Genomic DNA, 18,218 nt, shown 5'->3' with positions numbered 1-18,218 from the left:
CTCCTAACAATGCCTTGGCGAAAGCGGTGCCGGCGGTTTGCCAGTCGGTAAGATTTTCCCGGGCTTGCCGGCGCCCAGGTACAGATACTTGCGTAGATCGGGCTCGTCGAACCAGCGCTTTAATGCCTGGGTCAGCGCCTGGCTGTCCCTGGGGGGCACGCTCAGTCCCGCGGCGTCCGGCAGGGTATGCGCCAAGGCGCCTCCGGTCGTGGTGATGACAGGTAAGCCTCGGGCCAGCGCTTCGCTGATCACCATGCCGTAGCCCTCATAGAAAGAGGGCAACACAAAAAGATCCGCTTCGTGATAGGCCTGCCCAAGCGCTTCTTCCGACTGTTCGCCGTGCAAGCAAATGCGATCCTCAAGACCATGCTCGCGAATAAGATGAGCGATCTTCTCGGCGAAACGCGGATCGCGATCCGGTGAGCCGATCAAATCGCACCGCCAGTCGTACTCGTTGAGTCGGGCTAGGGCATCGATCAGGACGTCCTGCCCTTTACGTGGAATGAGGGTGGCCACGCACAGCAGGTGCTGGCCTGTCGCGGCGCTATCGTTTTCGTATTCCGCCAGCGGCGCCGGCTCGACGCCGGGCTCGATGACCGCGATGCGCGCTGCCTCGACGTTGAAATCCGCCAGGCGACGAGCGGTGAATGCGCTGGTGGCGATGATGCGATTAACTGCGGTCAGCGACCGGGTCTCGCTCAGGGTGAATCGGGTTCGCTGAGCCTGGTCGAGATCGGTTTCATCCGCCAGTGGGTGATGCACCAGCGCCGTCAGCTCAAGACGCTTAGAGTGCTTGGCGATTACCTCAGGCAACCCTCCCAGGGCCAGACCGTCGATGACTATCTTGGCGCCCTCGGGCTGCCTGGCAAGCGCATCTTCCATGGATTGGGCGGCGGTGGCATCGGGCTCCGGGAATCGCCCCGCGAGACCGATGACCTCCACACTCCAACCTTGCTCACGCAGCGCTTCGACCATGCGGGCGTCATAAAGATAACCGCCGGTCAGCTGGTTGGGGTCTCCGGCCAGAATAAACGTCAGGTGATGACTCAAAGCGCCCCCTCGTAGCTCGCCCAGGCAATATGAGACTCATGCAGGGTTACATTCATCTCGCTTAGCTCACTGGCGGCAGGCCCTAGGCGACCCTCCTCGATGGCTCGGGCAAGCCGATCGAAAACGACCTTGGCCATGAATTCCGTGGTGGTATTGCGGCCCTTGAACTCTTCGGTCTCATCCAGGTTGCGCAGGTTGAACTCATCGAGAACGGCGTGAAGGGTGCTGCTGGCTAAACCAATGTCGATGACCAGATCGTCATCGTCCAGGCTTGGGCGCTTGAAGGTGACGTCCACTACATAGGTAGCTCCGTGCTGGCGCTGGGCAGGGCCGAAAACGTCGCCACTGAAGCTATGAGCAATCATGAAATGATCGCGAACGGTCAAGCTGAACATGAAGCTGATTTCCTTATATAAAATGATCCATCTGCGGGTAGGCCACCCGATGACACAGTACGTCGTTATCTTCAAGCAGACGCGGCATTGATTCCGGCAGGTTCCTGAAATCGCTTTCACCGCTGATGAGTGCGTCCAGGCAAGGGTCCTGCAGTAGATCGAGGGCAAGACTCAGGCGGCGCTGATAACTCCAGCGCGCGCTGCGTGCCGGCGCCACGGTACCCACCTGGCTTGCACGCAGCGTCAGGCGGCGGGAGTGAAACGCTTCACCCAACGGCAGGCTCACTTCCTTCTGGCCGAACCAGCTCATTTCAATCAAGGTGGCTTCCTTGCCGGCCAGTTCAAGCCCGGTGCGGAGCCCTTCGCAGGAACCACTGGCATGAATCACCAGATCGTTATCGCCTTCCGCCTGGTGGGGAAGACAAAAGGGAACCTCCAGCGCGGCCGCAAGGGGCTGGCGCCGGGATACAATATCGATCAGTTGTACTCGCGTACCGGCAATCCGCGTGCACAAATAGGCGATCAGCGCACCGACGACCCCAGCGCCGATGACGCTGATACGGTCCCCCACCCGGGGGCCTGCATCCCACAGGCCGTTGATGGCAGTTTCCATATTGGCGGCCAGCACAGCGCGCTCGAAAGGTAAGCCGGGTGGAAGTACTAGCACTGCGTCCTGAGGCACCACATAGCGATCCTGATGGGGGTACAGACAAAAGACGGCGCGGTTCAGCAAATGTTCTGGGCCCTGTTCAACGATGCCGACGCTTGCGTAGCCGTATTTGACAGGCCCGGGGAATTCGCCCTGTTGAAAAGGAGCACGCATGCGTGAACGTTCGCTCGCCGGCACCTGTCCATTGAAGACGAGGCGTTCAGTGCCGCGACTGATTGCACTGTAGCGAGTATGGATCAATACCTCATCGGGGCCAGGAGGCGGTAATGTTTCATTGCGCAAGGCACCATGCCCCGGGGCCAGCGTCCAAAAGGATTGAGCAGTGATGGAGGACATGGCGTTTTCCTTCTTAACACGCTAATAAAGCAGTAGAGTAGAACAATGTTCTACAAGTATCGACTCGCTTGTGAGCATGTTGTTCAATTATTGTACAAAAGTTGTATGTAGTGAAGTCGCCATTCAGCACGATCACTCATAGGTGTCGCATGCAGCATGGTAATCGACAGTCGGTAGCGAATGCCCCACAGGATAGTCGGTTGAGTGCATTGACTCTGGTCGAGTGCATCATCGCCTTGATTTTATTCGTGGGATTGCTGGAAGGGCTGTTGCTGTGGTTGGCCGCGCCGGTGGGGCTTCGCTTGAGCGCGGGTGCAGTTTATCTGGTCATGATCGTGATGGTGCTCAAGTCCTGGCCCGCCACGCGGCGCTGGTTGGGCTGGGCCAATCGTGTCACGCTGCTGCGCGGCATGCTCGTTGCGATTCTGGCCGGCGCAATCCTGTTTCCGGATTTCATGGCAGAGCACGCTGTCGTCATGGCGGTTCTGGCGTTGGGCGCCTTGATTCTCGATGGGTTAGATGGCTGGATTGCGCGGCTGACACGCTCTGCGACGGCCTTCGGGGCTCGTTTTGACATGGAACTGGACGCCTTTTTCATTCTGGTGCTGTGTCTGGCACTTGTCGTGCTCGATAAGGTGGGCGCCTGGGTGTTGCTGATCGGTTTGATGCGATACGGCTTCATTCTGGCCGGGCAAATCTGGCCCTGGCTCAACCGGACACTACCCGAAAGTCGCCGCCGCAAAATCATCTGCGTGTGGCAGGCGCTGACGCTATTATGTGGATTACTCCCATTGATCTCGAATGCCATGGCGTCGGGTATGGCCGCGTTATCGCTGTTGTTGCTGTCCTTGTCGTTCTTGGTGGACATACGTTGCTATCGGCCAAGAAGAAAGGATTGCTATCAAACGATTTCTAACGACTCATCAGGAGATTTCGACATGTTGACCGCACTACGCAGTTCTGTATCCATAGTGGCAGTGACAGGCGGGCTTCTGTTGGGAGCGTCAACGGCCCAGGCAGAGCCGCAAACCTATCGCATTGATCCGGAGCATTTTTCCATTGGCTTTTTGATAGATCATATTGGCTATCAAAAGCAGCTGGGCATGTTTTTGGAAGGAGAGGGGGAGTTCGTTTACGACGAGCAGGCCCAGACGCTTTCCTCGGCTCGAGTGGAAATACCTGCTGCCAGTCTTTTCACCAACCATGAAAAGCGCGATGGGCATGTATTGAGTGACGATTTCCTGGATGCAGAAGAGTATCCAGCCATCGTTTTCGAAGCCACGGATTTCAACGCCGACAGCGATACGCAAGGAACGCTGACCGGGGATCTCACCATGCTGGGAGAGACGCATCCGGTGACCCTTGATGTCACGCTCAACAAGGCGGAAAAATATCCTTTCGGCCACAAGCAGTACACCTTTGGGTTGTCGGCTCGTACGACCTTGAACCGCAGCGAATGGGGCATGACCTACGGCGTCGACAACGGCATGGTCGGTGACGAGGTGGAGTTGATTTTCGAGTTCGAGGGTATTCGACAGTGACCATTCAATGGCTTCATTCGAATTTGGCATGAAAGTAAGATAAAGGGTCGTCATCGCGTCCATCACGGCGTATAAAGAAAACGCTGTTTTCTCAAGGGAAGCCATGATGGCCCGAAGCTCTTTCGAACTCGCCGGTGTGCATGTTGCTCCTGGTACTCGTACTCAAATCGATGTCCCCATTGCCAAGCTCTATACCCATGCACCTCTGCATATACCCGTGGAGGTCGTGCATGGGCGCCAGCCCGGCCCGGTGTTGCTTGTGTGCAGTGCCATTCATGGAGACGAAATCAACGGCGTCGAGATCGTGCGGCGTCTGTTGCGCTCATCTGCGCTGCGCCGTTTGCGTGGCACGCTGATTGCGGTACCCGTCGTCAATGTCTTTGGATTCGTTCAGCACACTCGGTATCTACCGGATCGGCGCGATCTCAATCGCTGCTTCCCCGGGGCTGAAGCAGGCTCGCTGGGTTCTCGGGTGGCGGCACTCTTTCGTGAGCAGATCGTCGATCTAGCCACCCACATCATTGACCTACACACCGGTGCCATTCATCGCACCAACCTGCCTCAGATTCGCGCCCAGCTGGGCTCCAGCAGCGAGACCGCACGCATGGCGGATGCCTTCGGGGCACCGGTGATTCTCAATGCGGAGCTCCGTGAAGGCAGTCTGCGTGCCTATGCCCAGAGTCGTGGCGTGCCGGTTTTGACCTACGAAGCAGGGGAGGCGCTGCGTTTCGATGAATGGTCGATTGCACCCGGTGTTCGCGGCATTCTGCGGGTGATGCGCACGTTGGGCATGTTGGCAACCAGTCGCCAGCGTGCAATATCAAGGCCTACGGAGATCGCCAACGGTTCGAGCTGGGCGAGAGCAACCGGGGATGGCATCCTGCGCCCTCGGGTGAGACTTGGTGCTCGAGTAGCCAAGGGGCAGCTGTTGGGGCTGGTCGCGGACCCGTTTGGCAACGCCGAAGGGGAGGTCATTGCCAATGCGGATGGGATTGTTATCGGCATGAGCAATCTACCCTTGGTCAACGAAGGGGAGGCGCTGTTTCACGTGGCCCGCTTCGATGCCATCGAAGAAGCGGAAAACGCCGTGGAGTCTTTCCAGCAAGATTTTGAGCCTGCTCTCGAGACGATATAGTACTGTTTTCCAAGATGTTGACTGGCGTATCGACATTACACCATGACGGGGCTGTTTTCGGTCTTTCCGACACCCATGTCAACCAGGCCCAGCGCATCGTCGAAGACCTGCAGGCCGGCTCCTTCACGATGCGCGTTTTCGGACAGATGGCGGCGGAATCGCCGGCCTCCGGGGCAGCCCTGGAACAGCCCCAGCAGATGACGGGTCACATGGTTGAGTTTGGCACCTTCGCTCAAGCGCTTTGCAATATAGGGGCGCAACGCCATCGCGGCCTGATGTCGGCTGTGCGCCGGCCCGGGCTCTCCATAGAAAGTCTCATCCACCGCCGCAAGCAGCCAGGGGTTCTGATAGGCTTCACGACCCACCATGATGCTATCCACATGCTCGAGCTGGGCTTGGCAGTCGGTCAGGGTTTTCAGGCCGCCATTGATGCCGATATGCAGGTCAGGGTGGGCTGTCTTGAGACGGTGGACCCGGGCATAGTTCAGCGGCGGTATGTCGCGGTTTTCCTTGGGTGACAACCCTTCCAGCCAGGCCTTGCGGGCATGAACGATGAAAGTGTTGCAACCAGCGCCGGCGACTGTACCGATAAAACGCTCGAGATCTTCATCTTCATCCTGGGCGTCGATACCAATACGACATTTCACCGTCACGGGAATGCTCACCGCCGCAGTCATTGCCTTGACGGCGGCGGCTACTTTATCCGGATACGCCATGAGACAAGCGCCGATCAGGTTGTTCTGCACCCGATCACTAGGGCAGCCTACATTGAGATTGACCTCATCATAACCCCAGGCTTGTGCAATGGCGGCACACTCTGCCAGTTCACTGGCATCGCTACCCCCCAGCTGTAATGCCAAGGGGTGCTCCACATCGTCGTGCCCGAGAAAGCGCTCGCGTGGATGCCCGTGCAAAATGGCACCAGTGGTGACCATCTCCGTATAGAGCAGCGCATGACGCGTCAACGTACGAGCGAAAGCCCGGTAGTCGCGGGTCGTCCAATCCATCATCGGCGCCACGGAGAAGGTTCTGTCTAATGGGAGGCGATTCGTTTCAAGGTGCATAGGAAAAATGGCGTTGAAAAGTTAACATTTTCTCACACATGTGCTGTATCCGCATGCCATACCCATATAAAAGGGCCATGAAAAATGAAGCATTGTTGGGCTAATTTTCGCTTCCTGTCTGGCATTCCTGCCATAGTCACGGAAACATGATCTGTGCGAGGTCGTAGAGTATGCAGATAAGTTGTCAAATTCGTCGGTTTAAATAGGGTTAGCCAAACACGGAAATGGTATTAGTCTGTGTGCATATTTTGTAAGAAATGTCTTACAAAATATGCCGTTATTTACTTACACCATCACTCGCCTTTGATTAATCCAGGTTAAGTCAAATTCGGTTCAAGTACCTCATAATGCCTTTCATCGAGCAAGGAGTGGTTCGATTTGCCAGCAGGATGCATGGCATTAGAAGACAGCAAGATGCTGACTTCACTTCAAATCGCATCAAGATATACCAGGAAGGGTATGCACTATCGTTGGATAGTGGCGTTGCACGGATTCGCAAATCATCAAGGCGATTGGAGTATTCAAGCGAAGAGCAGTAGCCAATGAAAGGCTGCAAGCACAGGAAGTGCGTGATCAGGACGATCATAGTGGGGAAGGAGGCGATTCAGGCAGTACGCCCTTGACGCCAGGGAAACCCGAGGACTCTTCGTTAGCGGAGTGCGTTGCTCTGCAAGGCCCGGCCAGTAATGGCCGGGCCTACTTTTGTGTGGCTTTATCAATGCATTCCAAGGGTGTTTTCCTAATCGTAAAACGATTCCTTGTCTATATCGGTGAGCTGCCATAGAGCACGTACCTGACCAAGCAATTTATAGGGTAAATCGCTCGCCGGAGCTTGCTCCATATGCTTGGATTCGTCGCTGATATCGATGTCGCCGTTATCCGTACGAGAAAGATAGCGCACGATCAATTGTCCAAAGCGCTCGAGGATATATAGCCCATCTTGTAGAAACGTATTGGTCGGTAATACTGCGGCCAGATCCCCGGTTTCGATGAAATCGAATTTCTCCCCAGATGCAGGGGTAACCAGATGGCAGTCTCCGCTCAAATTGGGCACGGGGATGTCGCCCAGAATCGTGACTGGGGCAGCCTGTTGAAACCAGGGGGCGATTGATGAACCTGAATATAGAGTACGCGCTGAGATTTAGGTTGAGGGATGGGCGTCTTGAGTAAGTCATCAAGGCTGCATCCTAGTGCCTCAGCCAGCGCCAAAAGGCGCTCATGACCGATCTGACGAATGGTACCGGACTCCCAATAGGAGATCGACACGTCCGATACGCCCACCTTGCGTGCCAAACCCGCCTTGCTGAGCTTGGCCTGTTGGCGTAGTTGTTTTATTCGAGCACCTAGGGCTTCCATCAAGATATCTCACGATTCCATTCGGTCCCAGCATAGAGAAAACGAGTCGAAGTTTGTTTAGGATTATCAGGATGCTATGGATAATTCCTAGATTTCTCAAGAGTTGAAAACACAATTGATCGCCAGTCTCGACATAACGTAGATTATCTACTAGTAAAGCAAACTCTCGTGAATTTACCAGGGAATGGGTTCACCGGCCCAATCCCAAAAACTGCCGCTATCCTCTGGTCTGCGCTGATCCATGACCTCCAGCAGATGCTTTGCCACGAAGTCTGGAGTGAACAATTTTCCCTCGGGTACTCGGGCCTGAAAAGGTTGTGACAGGCCTGTATCAGTGGTGCCTGGATGCAAACATAAAACGATGGCTTGTCGATTGAGACGCTTGAGCTCAATGGCGGCGTTCTTCAACAACATGTTGTGAGCCGCTTTACTGGCGCGGTAGGCATACCAGCCGCCCAAACCATTGTCTTCGATGGAGCCCACTCGGGCGGAAAGACTGGCAAAGATAACGGGGTGCTGACCCTGCAAAGATCCCTTGAGTGTCTTGAACAGCATCACAGGAGCAGCGGCGTTGACATGAAATAGATGCGCCAGCGCGTCGAATTCCAGATCCTCAAAGCGCTTTTCCGGAGCAATGCCTGCGTCGTCGTCATGGAGCATACCAATGGCGTTGAAGACCAGATGAAGCGGGGTGTCTTCTAAGTGCGCGGCGAGAGCGCCCTGTCCTTCTTGAGTCGTGATATCCAGGGCCAGGCATTCCAGGCGCGGATCTTCCAGTTTCAGGGCGTGACGACTGACTGCAATGATGCGCCCTGGTTTTTGACTGGCCAGCAGCGCTTCAAGTACCGCATGGCCGATTCCACCGGAAGCACCCAGTACCAGAGCGCTGAAATCATCGGGCAGTTGCGCGAGCATGGCGACTCCTTAATTGATATCAAAGAAAACAAATATAGACGATTGCCGCTACTGTGCATCCGCCTGTTGCACCAGGCAGTCGATCCAAGCGGCTGACGCAGACTGTCGAGTAGGCGTCAGGTGCGTATAATGCGGCCATCCTTCAAGCCAACGGAACGGATGCCATGACTACCGTACGTACCCGAATCGCGCCGTCCCCTACCGGGGATCCTCATGTAGGCACTGCCTATGTCGCCTTGTTCAATCTTTGTTTTGCCCGTCAGCATGGCGGTCAGTTCATTTTGCGTATCGAGGACACGGATCGTCAGCGCTCGACTGCTGAATCCGAGCACATGATCCTCGATTCGTTGCGCTGGCTGGGGCTTGAGTGGGATGAAGGGCCGGATGTCGGCGGGCCTCATGGCCCTTATCGTCAAAGCGAGCGGGGCGATATCTATGCGCGCCACGCTCAGCAACTGCTCGACGCAGGGCACGCCTTCAAATGCTATCGCACCAGCGAGGAACTGAACGAATTACGTGAAAGCCGCAAGGCTGAAGGGGTGCATGGGGCGCTCAAACCGAAAGACCTGGTATTGCCCCAGGAAGAGATCGAACGACGAGAAACCGAAGGCTGGCCCTATGTAATACGCATGAAGGTGCCGGAGGAGGGCGTCTGTGTCATTGAAGACATGCTGCGCGGTAGCATCGAAGTCGACTGGACCCAGGTGGACGCGCAGATTCTGCTCAAGTCCGATGGCATGCCTACCTATCATATGGCCAATGTGGTCGACGATCATTTGATGGGCATTACCCATGTCTTGAGAGGGGAGGAATGGATCAACTCCGCGCCCAAGCACCGGCTGCTCTATGAGTACTTTGATTGGCAGATGCCGGCGCTGTGTCATCTGCCGCTGCTGCGCAATCCGGACAAGACCAAGCTCTCCAAGCGCAAGAATCCCACGTCGATCAATTACTACCGGCGCATGGGCTTTCTGCCTCAGGCATTGACCAACTACCTGGGCCGTATGGGCTGGTCGATGCCGGACGAACGCGAGAAATTTAGCCTCGAAGAGATGATGACGCACTTCGACATTCAGCGGGTATCGTTAGGCGGACCAGTGTTCGATCTGGAAAAGCTGACCTGGTTGAACGGTCTTTACATCCGCGAAGACCTGGACGATAAGGGGCTGCTGCATGCCCTGCGGGAATGGGCGTTCAATGAAGAGTATGTCAGTCAAATACTGCCCCAGGTGCGCCCTCGTATTGAGACACTGTCTGACGTGGCGCCCCTGGCAGGACATTTCTTTTCGGGCATGCCAACCATCGATGAGCATAGTTTCGATTCCGTGTCCCTTGAGCGAGAGAAGCTGCTCAAGCTGTTGCAGTTTCTGGTTTGGCGTCTGGAACGAGTATCGCCCTGGGATAAAGACAGCCTACTACCAGAGGTGAAGCAACTGGGCGACTACTTCGAACTCAAGATGAAGGCGTTTCTGGCGCCAGTGTTCATCGCTATCACAGGATCGACGACATCAACATCGGTGATGGATGCAATGGTCATTCTGGGGTCGGATATGACCCGGGCACGACTACGACATGCCATTATGGTGCTAGGCGGAATTTCCAAGAAGCAGACCAAGGCATTCGAGAAAGCGTTTCGCGAACTTGAGTAAGCTGAACAGGTTGAATAAATAAAAAACCGTTGACCGATCAGGGGTGTATGAGTAGCATATGCCCCGTTCTAGCAGGACAGAACTTTTTTGGAAAGGGGCCTTAGCTCAGCTGGGAGAGCGCGACGCTGGCAGCGTCGAGGTCACCGGTTCGATCCCGGTAGGCTCCACCATGATGCTGCAATGTCCCATTCGTCTAGTGGTCCAGGACACCGCCCTTTCACGGCGGTAACAGGGGTTCGAACCCCCTATGGGACGCCACCTTTTTTAGATGTAATCTATTCCCTCATCGTTCGTTCAGTTAGCCCAATAATATATTTTTGGGCCTGTTCTTGTGCGTGCTATAAATCTAATGCTGTTGGCAATGGCGAATTAGTCAATAAGTGCTTTATTTTTCTTAGTTCCGGTTGACAACGGGCAACTTTTTTCCCCACCTTTGCTTCATTCATTAGCGCCTTGTGCATAGAACGCCCGAAAGCCCCGCGGTTACTGGCTTCTTAAAAAATTCCTTTGAAATCAACATCTTATTTATGGTTAAAAATTAGCCAATTTGTTGCCAGGCCGCTGTTCATGGCGATTATGTGACGTTCTCTAAAGGTTGTGAACAGCTTTATCCACAGAAAGTGTGGAAAAGGTGATCAAGGGTCCAAAAAGCGCCATTGAGTATGAGTATTACGTTATTCGCAAGCGCGTGCAGGCGGTGAAGAAGCCAAAAAGATGCTCTTTTCGACCTTTGGGGGCGGCGATCAAAGGAGAGGAACAAGAAGTTTGGAGAGGGTAGAGCCACACTAAATGAAAGGCCGCCCTTAGGCGGCCTGGCAGTTCGACGGGTCAGGGGTTATTTGGTTGGATAGTCGCGCTTGGTATGGCCTACATAAAGCTGACGCGGACGTCCGATGCGATACTCGTTGCTGAGCATCTCGTTCCAATGGGAAATCCAGCCAATGGTGCGTGCCACAGCGAAGATGACCGTGAACATGTTGGTGGGAATGCCAATCGCGTTGAGGATGATGCCGGAATAGAAGTCCACGTTGGGGTAGAGCTTGCGTTCGATGAAGTAGTCGTCCTCCAGCGCGATCTGCTCGAGGCGCTTGGCTATCTTCAATTTGGGATCGTCTGCCCGACCCAGCTCTTCGAGAACTTCGTCGCAGGTCTCTTTCATGACCTTGGCACGAGGATCGAAATTCTTATAAACCCGGTGGCCAAAGCCCATAAGCTTGAACGGATCATCCTTGTCCTTGGCCTTGTCGACAAAGCGCTGAATGTTCTCTTCGGACTCATCGCCGATCTCATCCAGCATATTGAGGACTGCTTCGTTGGCGCCACCATGAGCTGGGCCCCACAAGGCAGCAATGCCAGCACTGATACAAGCGAACGGATTGGCGCCAGTGGAGCCAGCCAGGCGTACCGTCGAAGTCGATGCGTTCTGCTCATGATCCGCATGGAGCATGAAGATACGATCCATGGCCTTGGCGTAGACCGGGTTGATCTTGAACTCCTCACAGGGGTTGCTGAACATCATGTAGAGGAAGTTCTCGGCATAGTTCAGGTCATTGCGAGGATAGTTGAAGGGCTGCCCGATGTTGTACTTGTAGCTCATGGTCGCGATGGTCGGCATCTTGGCAATCAATCGGATGGCGCTCACCCGACGCTGTTTCTCGTCGGAGATGTCGAGATTGTCATGGTAGAAAGCCGCCAGGCCGCCTACTACGCCGCATACGATAGCCATTGGGTGAGCGTCGCGGCGGAAACCCTTGAAGAAATTGACGATCTGTTCGTGCACCATCGTGTGCTTGCTGATGGTGGTTTCAAATTTCTCATACTGTTCGTCATTGGGTAGATCCCCAAACAACAACAGATAGCACAGCTCGATGAAATTGGAATTCTGCGCCAGCTGGTCGATAGGATAGCCGCGATGCAACAGCACGCCTTCGGCACCGTCGATATAAGTGATACCAGACTCACAGGCCGCGGTAGCCACGAAACCAGGATCAAAAGTGAAGTGACCTTTTTCAGTCAGTTCGCGTACATCAATGCGTCCGGGCCGAGCGTCCCTGAGTAGATCGGAAATTCGATGGCTTCATCTACGCCGTCAATGGTCAAATGCGCTTTCTTGTCCGCCATGCTAGGTCTCCTACGTTTCGATTGCTGGTAAGAACGTGTTCACGATTCTGTACGTGTCGACTGGAAAGCGTTGAAGCCACGCTCGTCTATGAGTCTGGTTCAGGTTGTGCTGATTCGCGCCTATGAACCGCGCTTTTCTGCAGGTTTCATCCTGATCCGTCTTGATAGGCGGGGTCATGAACAGGTTCTGAAATACTAGCTCGAATTTGCTGCGAAGCAGCAAATGTCCCTCTCACTATAAAAGTGTCTCTGATTTTGTCAATTCATCTATAGTGATCAAAGAATTCGAGGCAGGTATTTGAATGTTATCAATTTGATCTTGATAGCAAAATAGTTGTTGCCTTGGAGCCTTTTGCAACCCTTTGGCGGCCGCTTGTAGCGGTGTTACCCAGAGTAACACCATGGTCGAGTTAGGGCGGTAACGATTTGTCATACTTCGCTCTCATCCCCTATAATCGAAGTTACGCGGCCGACGTACAAACGGAAATCGGTCGCGCCATCTGGCGTAGTACTGAAAACCTTCCTCAAAATCACTACCCACTCTAGTCAAGCGTGATTGAACAAGCGTGATTAATTAAGTGGGCCAATAGGGTGTGCGACGAGCCGTGAATAGTAAAAGACCCGTAAACCTCGATCTCTCCACCATAAAGTTTCCTCTCCCTGCCCTGACTTCCATCACCCATCGTGTCACCGGCGTCATTCTGTTTGTCGGTTTGATTTTTGCCTTCTGGGCACTTGATACATCGCTCTCTTCACCGCAAGGGTTCGAGACGGTGCGCGAGGCGCTGGAATATAACTTCCTTGCAAAGCTCATTGCCTGGGGGTTGTTGTCGGCGTTGTCCTTCCATTTCGTGGCAGGTGTGCGGCACCTACTGATGGATTTTGATATCGGTATCGATCTGGAAGGTGGCGTGCAAACATCAAAGATCACTTTTATCGCCGCTGCTGTGCTGGTGATTCTGGCAGGAGTCTGGGTATGGTAACCAATGTAACGAACTTTAGTCGTAGCGGGCTGTCTGATTGGCTGATCCAGCAGGTGTCGGCGGCCATTCTGGCGCTCTATGCGCTTTTCATGGTGGGGTATTTTTTACTTCATCCGCAGTTGGATTATGTAACCTGGCACGGGTTCTTTTCTCAAACCTGGATGCGCATCTTCTCGTTGCTGGCTTTCATTGCACTGTCGGCGCATGCCTGGGTCGGCCTGTGGACCGTCATCACCGATTACATAAAGCCCATTAGAATACGCTTTGGTGCGCAAGTGGTGTTGATCGTTGCCATCTTTGTGTTCCTGGTATGGGCCATACAAATCCTCTGGGGAGCCTGATCGATGTCCGCTATGCGTAATTTATCCTTTGATGCCATTATCATCGGTGGTGGTGGTTCCGGCTTACGAGCTGCGCTCGAGCTGGCCAAATCCGGCAAGAAAACCGCTGTACTATCCAAGGTGTTTCCTACTCGGTCTCATACGGTATCCGCCCAAGGCGGCATCACCTGTGCCATCGGTTCCGCCGATCCGAACGATGATTGGCGTTGGCACATGTACGACACGGTCAAGGGCAGCGACTACATCGCTGACCAGGCAGCCTGCGAGTATATGTGCACCGAGGGCCCCAAGGCGGTATTCGAACTCGAGCACATGGGGCTGCCATTTTCGCGTTTCGATAACGGACGTATCTACCAGCGTCCCTTTGGCGGACAGTCCAAGAATTTTGGCGAAGGCGGGCAGGCCGCGCGTACTTGCGCTGCGGCGGATCGTACCGGGCACGCGCTACTGCACACGCTCTATCAGAATAACCTCAAGAACAATACCGTCTTCCTCAACGAGTGGTATGCGGTCGATCTGGTCAAGAATACCAAGGGTGATGTGGTCGGCTGTATCGCCTTGTGTATCGAGACCGGCGAAGTCGTCCACGTGGAATCCAAGGCAACGGTCCTTGCGACCGGTGGTGCAGGTCGCATCTTTGCCTCTACGACCAACGCCTTGATCAACACCGGTGACGGTATCGGCATGGCATTGCGCGCCGGCTTCCCCATGCAGGACATGGAGATGTGGCAGTTCCATCCGACCGGTATCTACGGTGCGGGAACCCTGGTCACCGAGGGGTGTCGCGGTGAAGGCGGCTATCTGATCAACAAGGATGGTGAGCGCTTCATGGAGCGCTATGCGCCCAACGCAAAGGATCTAGCCAGCCGTGACGTGGTGGCGCGTTCAATGGTCATGGAAATGCTCGAAGGGCGTGGCTGCGGTGAAGACGGTGATCACGTCATGCTCAAGCTCGATCATCTGGGCGAAGAGGTGCTGCATAAGCGTCTACCGGGTATCGTCGAGCTGGCCAAGACCTTTGCTCACGTCAACCCGGCCCAGGATCCGATCCCGGTGGTACCGACTTGTCATTACATGATGGGTGGTATCCCGACCAATGTACACGGTCAGGCCATCATGCCAGACGGCAAAGGCAACGATCATATCGTCAACGGGCTATTCGCCTGCGGTGAAGTTGCCTGTGTTTCCGTGCATGGCGCCAACCGCCTGGGTGGCAATTCGCTGCTGGATCTGGTGGTGTTCGGCCGTGCGGCAGGCATGTTCATCGAGAGCGCGCTTAACGAAGGTGTCGATTATATGGCAGCTTCTCAGTCCGATATCGATTCCTCCATGGCACGCATGAATCGCTGGAACGAGTCGAACGATGGGGAAGCGGTAGCGACCCTGAAGACGGATCTGCAAGCGGTCATGCAAAATGACTTTGGTGTTTTCCGCAAAGAGGAAAACATGCAAGAGGGCGTCAAAAAGCTCGCTGAACTGCGTGAGCGAATCGCGAATGCTCAGCTGGGTGACAAGTCCGATACGTTCAATACCGCACGTATCGAGGCTCTCGAGCTCGATAATCTGCTCGAAGTTGCCGAGGCCACCGCCATCTCCGCATTCGAGCGTAAGGAAAGCCGCGGTGCACACTCACGCTATGATTACCCGGATCGTGACGACGAAAACTGGCTGAAGCATTCCGTTTACTTCCCGACCGAGAAAAAGTTGGGCAAGCGCGATGTGAACTTCTCCCCCAAGACCGTCGATACCTTCGAGCCTAAAATCCGGACCTACTGAGGAAGGCTGTCATGCTTCAAGTATCTATATATCGCTACAATCCGGAAACCGACTCCGCCCCCTACATGCAAGAGTTCCAAGTGGACACTCAAGGCCGTGACATGATGGTCCTGAACGTCCTCGAGCTCATCAAACAGCAGGATAGCTCGACGGCTTATCGACGCAGCTGTCGTGAAGGTGTCTGCGGCTCCGATGGCATGAACATCAACGGCACCAATGGTCTGGCGTGTATTACGCCGCTGTCGTCCGTGGTAAAGGACAACAAGCTGACACTGCGTCCCTTGCCGGGTCTGCCGGTCGTGCGCGATCTGGTGGTCGATATGGGCATTTTCTACAAGCAATACGAGCGCATTCAACCCTATTTGCAAAATGACACGACGCCACCAGCGATTGAGCGACTACAATCACCTGAGGAGCGCGATAAGCTTGATGGGCTATACGAGTGCATTCTATGCGCCTGCTGTTCTACGTCTTGCCCGTCATTCTGGTGGAATCCGGACAAGTTTGTAGGTCCTGCCGGATTGTTGCAGGCGTATCGCTTCCTGGCGGATAGTCGTGATACCGCAGCTCGGGAGAGGCTGGCTGAACTCGAAGACCCGTTTAGCGTCTTTCGCTGCCGCGGCATCATGAATTGCGTAGCCGTATGCCCTAAAGGGCTGAACCCGACTCGCGCAATAGGCAAGATTCGCGAGCTGCTGATGGAGAATGCCACTTAAATCGTGGCCCGTAGCTTGCTATCATGATGCCAGTTTCCTTTTTAGCGATGAATCGCCAAGGAACAGGCCTAAGTGCCAAGAGCCGGTGCCCGGGTGCACCGGCTTTTAGCCATTACTGCCGTGATACCGTCGTCGAGGCCAGGTTTTAACGGCAGGGCAAGGGTGTCGCCGATGCGTGCTCGTACCGGGCGACGACAATGCCTCATCAGTGCAGGTGATCGAGTGATGCAAGAAGGCATAATGGAGTTGATGTGGCGTACCTCCCACATGAGTGGTGGCAACGCCCACTACGTAGAGGCACTTTACGAGCAGTATCTGACTGATCCCAACGAGATTCCGGACGAGTGGCGCAATTATTTCGATAAATTGCCACGTCCCGAGGGAAGTACTTCCCACGACATACCCTTGAGTCCGATTCGTGAGCAGTTCTATCAATTGGCGCGCAATCGCCGCAATGGACATGCCGCGGATAGCGACGAGAGTGGTGAAGGTCGCAAGCAGGTCAAGGTTCTACAGCTGATCAACGCCTACCGGTTCCGGGGGCATCAAAAAGCCGATATCGATCCCTTGGATCTACGCAATCCGGCTCCCGTACCCGATCTTGATCTTTCCTTCCATCAGCTGTCTCAGGCTGACATGGATGCCGAATTCCAGACAGGCTCTTTTTTCTTGGGCAAGGACAAGGCGCCGCTCAAGGAAATTTATGATGCGCTGAACCAGACCTATTGCCGCAGTATCGGCTGTGAGTTCATGCATATCGTCGATACCGAGGAAAAGCGCTGGTTACAGCAACGTTTTGAGTCGGTGCGTTCTCAGCCCAAGTTCAGCGACGATGTGCGCAAGCACACCATGGAGCGATTGACCGCGGCGGAAGGTTTGGAGAATTATCTGGCCTCCAAATACCCTGGAACCAAACGCTTTGGCCTTGAGGGCGGTGAAAATTTCATCCCGATGATGGATGAGATTATTCAGCGTACAGGCGGGTACGGGACCAAGGAAATAGTCATCGGTATGGCTCACCGCGGTCGCCTCAATCTGCTGGTCAATATTCTCGGCAAGAGCCCCTCTGAGCTGATCGAGGAATTCGATGGTAAGAAGATCCTCGAAAAGGGCTCGGGGGACGTAAAATATCACCAGGCTTCAGTTCCAACGTGATGACGCCAGGAGGCGAGGTGCACCTGGCACTGGCCTTCAACCCATCACATCTGGAAATCTCTGCTCCGGTAGTCGAAGGGTCCGTTCGGGCGCGTCAGGATCGGCGTGAAGATACCGAAGGCGACAAGGTGTTGCCGATCAACGTCCACGGTGACGCGGCCTTCGCCGGTCAGGGCGTAGTCATGGAAACCTTCCAGATGTCCCAAACCCGGGGCTATCGTACTGGCGGTACTATCCATATCGTCATCAACAATCAGGTTGGCTTTACCACATCACATCCGGAAGACACCCGTTCTACGGAGTACTGCACCGACATTGCCAAGATGGTTCAGGCGCCGATCTTTCACGTAAACGGCGATGATGCAGACGCGGTGCTGCATGCCACCCAGGTAGCGGTCGACTATCGGCAACAGTTTCACAAGGATGTGGTCATCGACATGGTGTGCTACCGCCGACGCGGCCACAACGAAGCCGATGAACCTTCCGGCACCCAGCCGATGATGTATAGCAAGATCAAGAAGCATCAAAGTGCCCGGGAAATTTATGCGTCTCGCTTGATCGACGAAGGCGTAATCGATGAAGAGACCATCAAGGCCATGGTCGAGAAGTATCGGGACGATCTTCAAGCGGGTAATCACGTGGCGGATGCGTTGGTCAAAAAGCCCAATACGGAACTTTTCGTCGATTGGGGCCCGTACATTGGTCACGAATGGACCGGAGATGCGGATACCACTATTGATATGAAGCGCATGCAGAGCCTGGCGGCACGCATGTGCGAGATTCCGGATGGTATCCAGGTCCAGCGTCAGGTCGCCAAGATTTATGAAGATCGACGCAAGATGCAGGCCGGCGGAATGTCACTGAACTGGGGATTTGCCGAAACCCTGGCCTATGCGACGCTGCTCGATCAAGGGCATCCGGTACGTCTGACCGGCCAGGATTCCGGACGTGGCACCTTCTCTCACCGTCACGCGGTAATTCACAACCAGAAAGACGGAACGACCTACGTACCTCT

General features: G+C 54.7%; 14 protein-coding genes, 2 tRNA genes and 2 pseudogenes. 10 read left to right on the top strand and 8 right to left on the bottom strand.

From position 1 onward, the window contains the following. Positions 1 to 3: 3 nt before the first annotated feature. From CH74_RS09350 to CH74_RS09340, 3 genes are read right to left on the bottom strand one after another with little or no spacing between them, the layout of a single operon-like run. Entirely contained in the window at positions 4 to 1,050 is a 1,047-nt protein-coding gene (locus CH74_RS09350) for a glycosyltransferase family 4 protein (RefSeq protein WP_253273022.1), read from the bottom strand. Continuing rightward, complete coding sequence (locus CH74_RS09345; protein WP_048307189.1) at positions 1,047 to 1,445, bottom strand: 6-carboxytetrahydropterin synthase; 399 nt, start codon at positions 1,443 to 1,445, stop codon at positions 1,047 to 1,049. Before CH74_RS09345 ends, CH74_RS09350 begins: the two co-directional genes overlap by 4 nt. 13 nt (positions 1,446 to 1,458) lie before the next feature. Beyond that, the gene (locus tag CH74_RS09340) at positions 1,459 to 2,451 is read right to left on the bottom strand and encodes a zinc-binding alcohol dehydrogenase (RefSeq protein ID WP_048307188.1); all 993 of its coding nucleotides are present in this window, start codon (positions 2,449 to 2,451) and stop codon (positions 1,459 to 1,461) included. Positions 2,452 to 2,651: 200 nt separating this feature from the next. Here CH74_RS09340 and CH74_RS18975 point away from each other — a divergent pair, with 200 nt between their 5' ends. Further along, a complete protein-coding gene (locus tag CH74_RS18975) occupies positions 2,652 to 3,992 on the top strand; it encodes a YceI family protein (RefSeq protein WP_253273021.1) in 1,341 nt (446 codons plus the stop codon). A gap of 106 nt (positions 3,993 to 4,098) precedes the next feature. Next, positions 4,099 to 5,127 carry a succinylglutamate desuccinylase/aspartoacylase family protein gene (locus CH74_RS09330; protein ID WP_048307187.1) on the top strand — a complete coding sequence of 343 codons (1,029 nt, stop codon included), beginning with the start codon at positions 4,099 to 4,101 and terminating at the stop codon, positions 5,125 to 5,127. 35 nt (positions 5,128 to 5,162) lie between these two features. Here the strand turns inward: CH74_RS09330 and dusA are convergent, their stop codons facing one another. The 4 genes from dusA to CH74_RS09315 form a co-directional block, all read right to left on the bottom strand. Then, positions 5,163 to 6,191 carry a tRNA dihydrouridine(20/20a) synthase DusA gene (gene dusA / locus CH74_RS09325; protein ID WP_048307186.1) on the bottom strand — a complete coding sequence of 343 codons (1,029 nt, stop codon included), beginning with the start codon at positions 6,189 to 6,191 and terminating at the stop codon, positions 5,163 to 5,165. A gap of 739 nt (positions 6,192 to 6,930) precedes the next feature. Continuing rightward, positions 6,931 to 7,245, bottom strand: a complete 315-nt coding sequence (locus CH74_RS09320) for a hypothetical protein (protein WP_048307185.1) — start codon at positions 7,243 to 7,245, stop codon at positions 6,931 to 6,933. Then, positions 7,233 to 7,547, bottom strand: a complete 315-nt coding sequence (locus CH74_RS19525; RefSeq protein WP_082140362.1) for a helix-turn-helix domain-containing protein — start codon at positions 7,545 to 7,547, stop codon at positions 7,233 to 7,235. The genes CH74_RS09320 and CH74_RS19525 overlap by 13 nt, the downstream gene beginning before the upstream one ends. A 174-nt stretch (positions 7,548 to 7,721) precedes the next feature. Next, entirely contained in the window at positions 7,722 to 8,462 is a 741-nt protein-coding gene (locus tag CH74_RS09315; RefSeq protein ID WP_048307184.1) for an SDR family NAD(P)-dependent oxidoreductase, read from the bottom strand. 164 nt (positions 8,463 to 8,626) lie between these two features. On the opposite strand from CH74_RS09315, the gene gltX reads away from it, so the two are divergent. The 3 genes from gltX to CH74_RS09300 all read left to right on the top strand — a co-directional run bounded on the left by gltX (position 8,627) and on the right by CH74_RS09300 (position 10,369). Continuing rightward, positions 8,627 to 10,111 (top strand): glutamate--tRNA ligase, encoded by a 1,485-nt coding sequence (gene gltX, locus CH74_RS09310; RefSeq protein WP_048307183.1) that lies wholly within the window; start codon positions 8,627 to 8,629, stop codon positions 10,109 to 10,111. Positions 10,112 to 10,205: 94 nt separating this feature from the next. Next, positions 10,206 to 10,281 (top strand) — tRNA-Ala (locus tag CH74_RS09305). A 12-nt stretch (positions 10,282 to 10,293) separates the two neighbouring features. Beyond that, a tRNA-Glu gene (locus CH74_RS09300) sits at positions 10,294 to 10,369 on the top strand. A gap of 577 nt (positions 10,370 to 10,946) precedes the next feature. Here the strand turns inward: CH74_RS09300 and gltA are convergent. Next, positions 10,947 to 12,232: pseudogene (gene gltA / locus CH74_RS09295) on the bottom strand (citrate synthase). Positions 12,233 to 12,837: 605 nt separating this feature from the next. On the opposite strand from gltA, the gene sdhC reads away from it, so the two are divergent. The 5 genes and pseudogenes from sdhC to CH74_RS09265 form a co-directional block, all read left to right on the top strand. Next, positions 12,838 to 13,215 (top strand): succinate dehydrogenase, cytochrome b556 subunit, encoded by a 378-nt coding sequence (gene sdhC / locus CH74_RS09285; RefSeq protein ID WP_048307181.1) that lies wholly within the window; start codon positions 12,838 to 12,840, stop codon positions 13,213 to 13,215. Then, positions 13,209 to 13,556 (top strand): succinate dehydrogenase, hydrophobic membrane anchor protein, encoded by a 348-nt coding sequence (sdhD, locus tag CH74_RS09280; protein WP_048307180.1) that lies wholly within the window; start codon positions 13,209 to 13,211, stop codon positions 13,554 to 13,556. The genes sdhC and sdhD overlap by 7 nt, the downstream gene beginning before the upstream one ends. Before the next feature lie 3 nt (positions 13,557 to 13,559). Further along, positions 13,560 to 15,332 (top strand): succinate dehydrogenase flavoprotein subunit, encoded by a 1,773-nt coding sequence (sdhA, locus tag CH74_RS09275; protein ID WP_048307179.1) that lies wholly within the window; start codon positions 13,560 to 13,562, stop codon positions 15,330 to 15,332. Between the two features lie 11 nt (positions 15,333 to 15,343). Then, positions 15,344 to 16,048, top strand: coding sequence for a succinate dehydrogenase iron-sulfur subunit (locus CH74_RS09270; RefSeq protein WP_048307178.1), 705 nt, complete (start codon positions 15,344 to 15,346; stop codon positions 16,046 to 16,048). A 225-nt stretch (positions 16,049 to 16,273) separates the two neighbouring features. Beyond that, positions 16,274 to 18,218: pseudogene (locus tag CH74_RS09265) on the top strand (2-oxoglutarate dehydrogenase E1 component); the annotation flags it as partial.

It is taken from the genome of Halomonas sp. PR-M31 (genome assembly GCF_001039575.1).
In the GTDB taxonomy this organism is placed as follows: domain Bacteria; phylum Pseudomonadota; class Gammaproteobacteria; order Pseudomonadales; family Halomonadaceae; genus Modicisalibacter.
Note: the sequence above shows the minus strand (reverse complement) of the source record. Positions and strands in the feature narration are given on the sequence as shown.

Bases quoted from the DNA above. Each gene is read 5' to 3' on its own strand.
- CH74_RS09345 (WP_048307189.1), bottom strand. From the start codon at position 1,445: ATGTTCAGCTTGACCGTTCGCGATCATTTCATGATTGCTCATAGCTTC.
- CH74_RS09340 (WP_048307188.1), bottom strand. From the start codon at position 2,451: ATGTCCTCCATCACTGCTCAATCCTTTTGGACGCTGGCCCCGGGGCAT.
- CH74_RS09330 (WP_048307187.1), top strand. From the start codon at position 4,099: ATGGCCCGAAGCTCTTTCGAACTCGCCGGTGTGCATGTTGCTCCTGGT.
- dusA (WP_048307186.1), bottom strand. From the start codon at position 6,191: ATGCACCTTGAAACGAATCGCCTCCCATTAGACAGAACCTTCTCCGTG.
- CH74_RS19525 (WP_082140362.1), bottom strand. From the start codon at position 7,547: ATGGAAGCCCTAGGTGCTCGAATAAAACAACTACGCCAACAGGCCAAG.
- CH74_RS09315 (WP_048307184.1), bottom strand. From the start codon at position 8,462: ATGCTCGCGCAACTGCCCGATGATTTCAGCGCTCTGGTACTGGGTGCT.
- gltX (WP_048307183.1), top strand. From the start codon at position 8,627: ATGACTACCGTACGTACCCGAATCGCGCCGTCCCCTACCGGGGATCCT.
- sdhD (WP_048307180.1), top strand. From the start codon at position 13,209: ATGGTAACCAATGTAACGAACTTTAGTCGTAGCGGGCTGTCTGATTGG.
- sdhA (WP_048307179.1), top strand. From the start codon at position 13,560: ATGTCCGCTATGCGTAATTTATCCTTTGATGCCATTATCATCGGTGGT.
- CH74_RS09270 (WP_048307178.1), top strand. From the start codon at position 15,344: ATGCTTCAAGTATCTATATATCGCTACAATCCGGAAACCGACTCCGCC.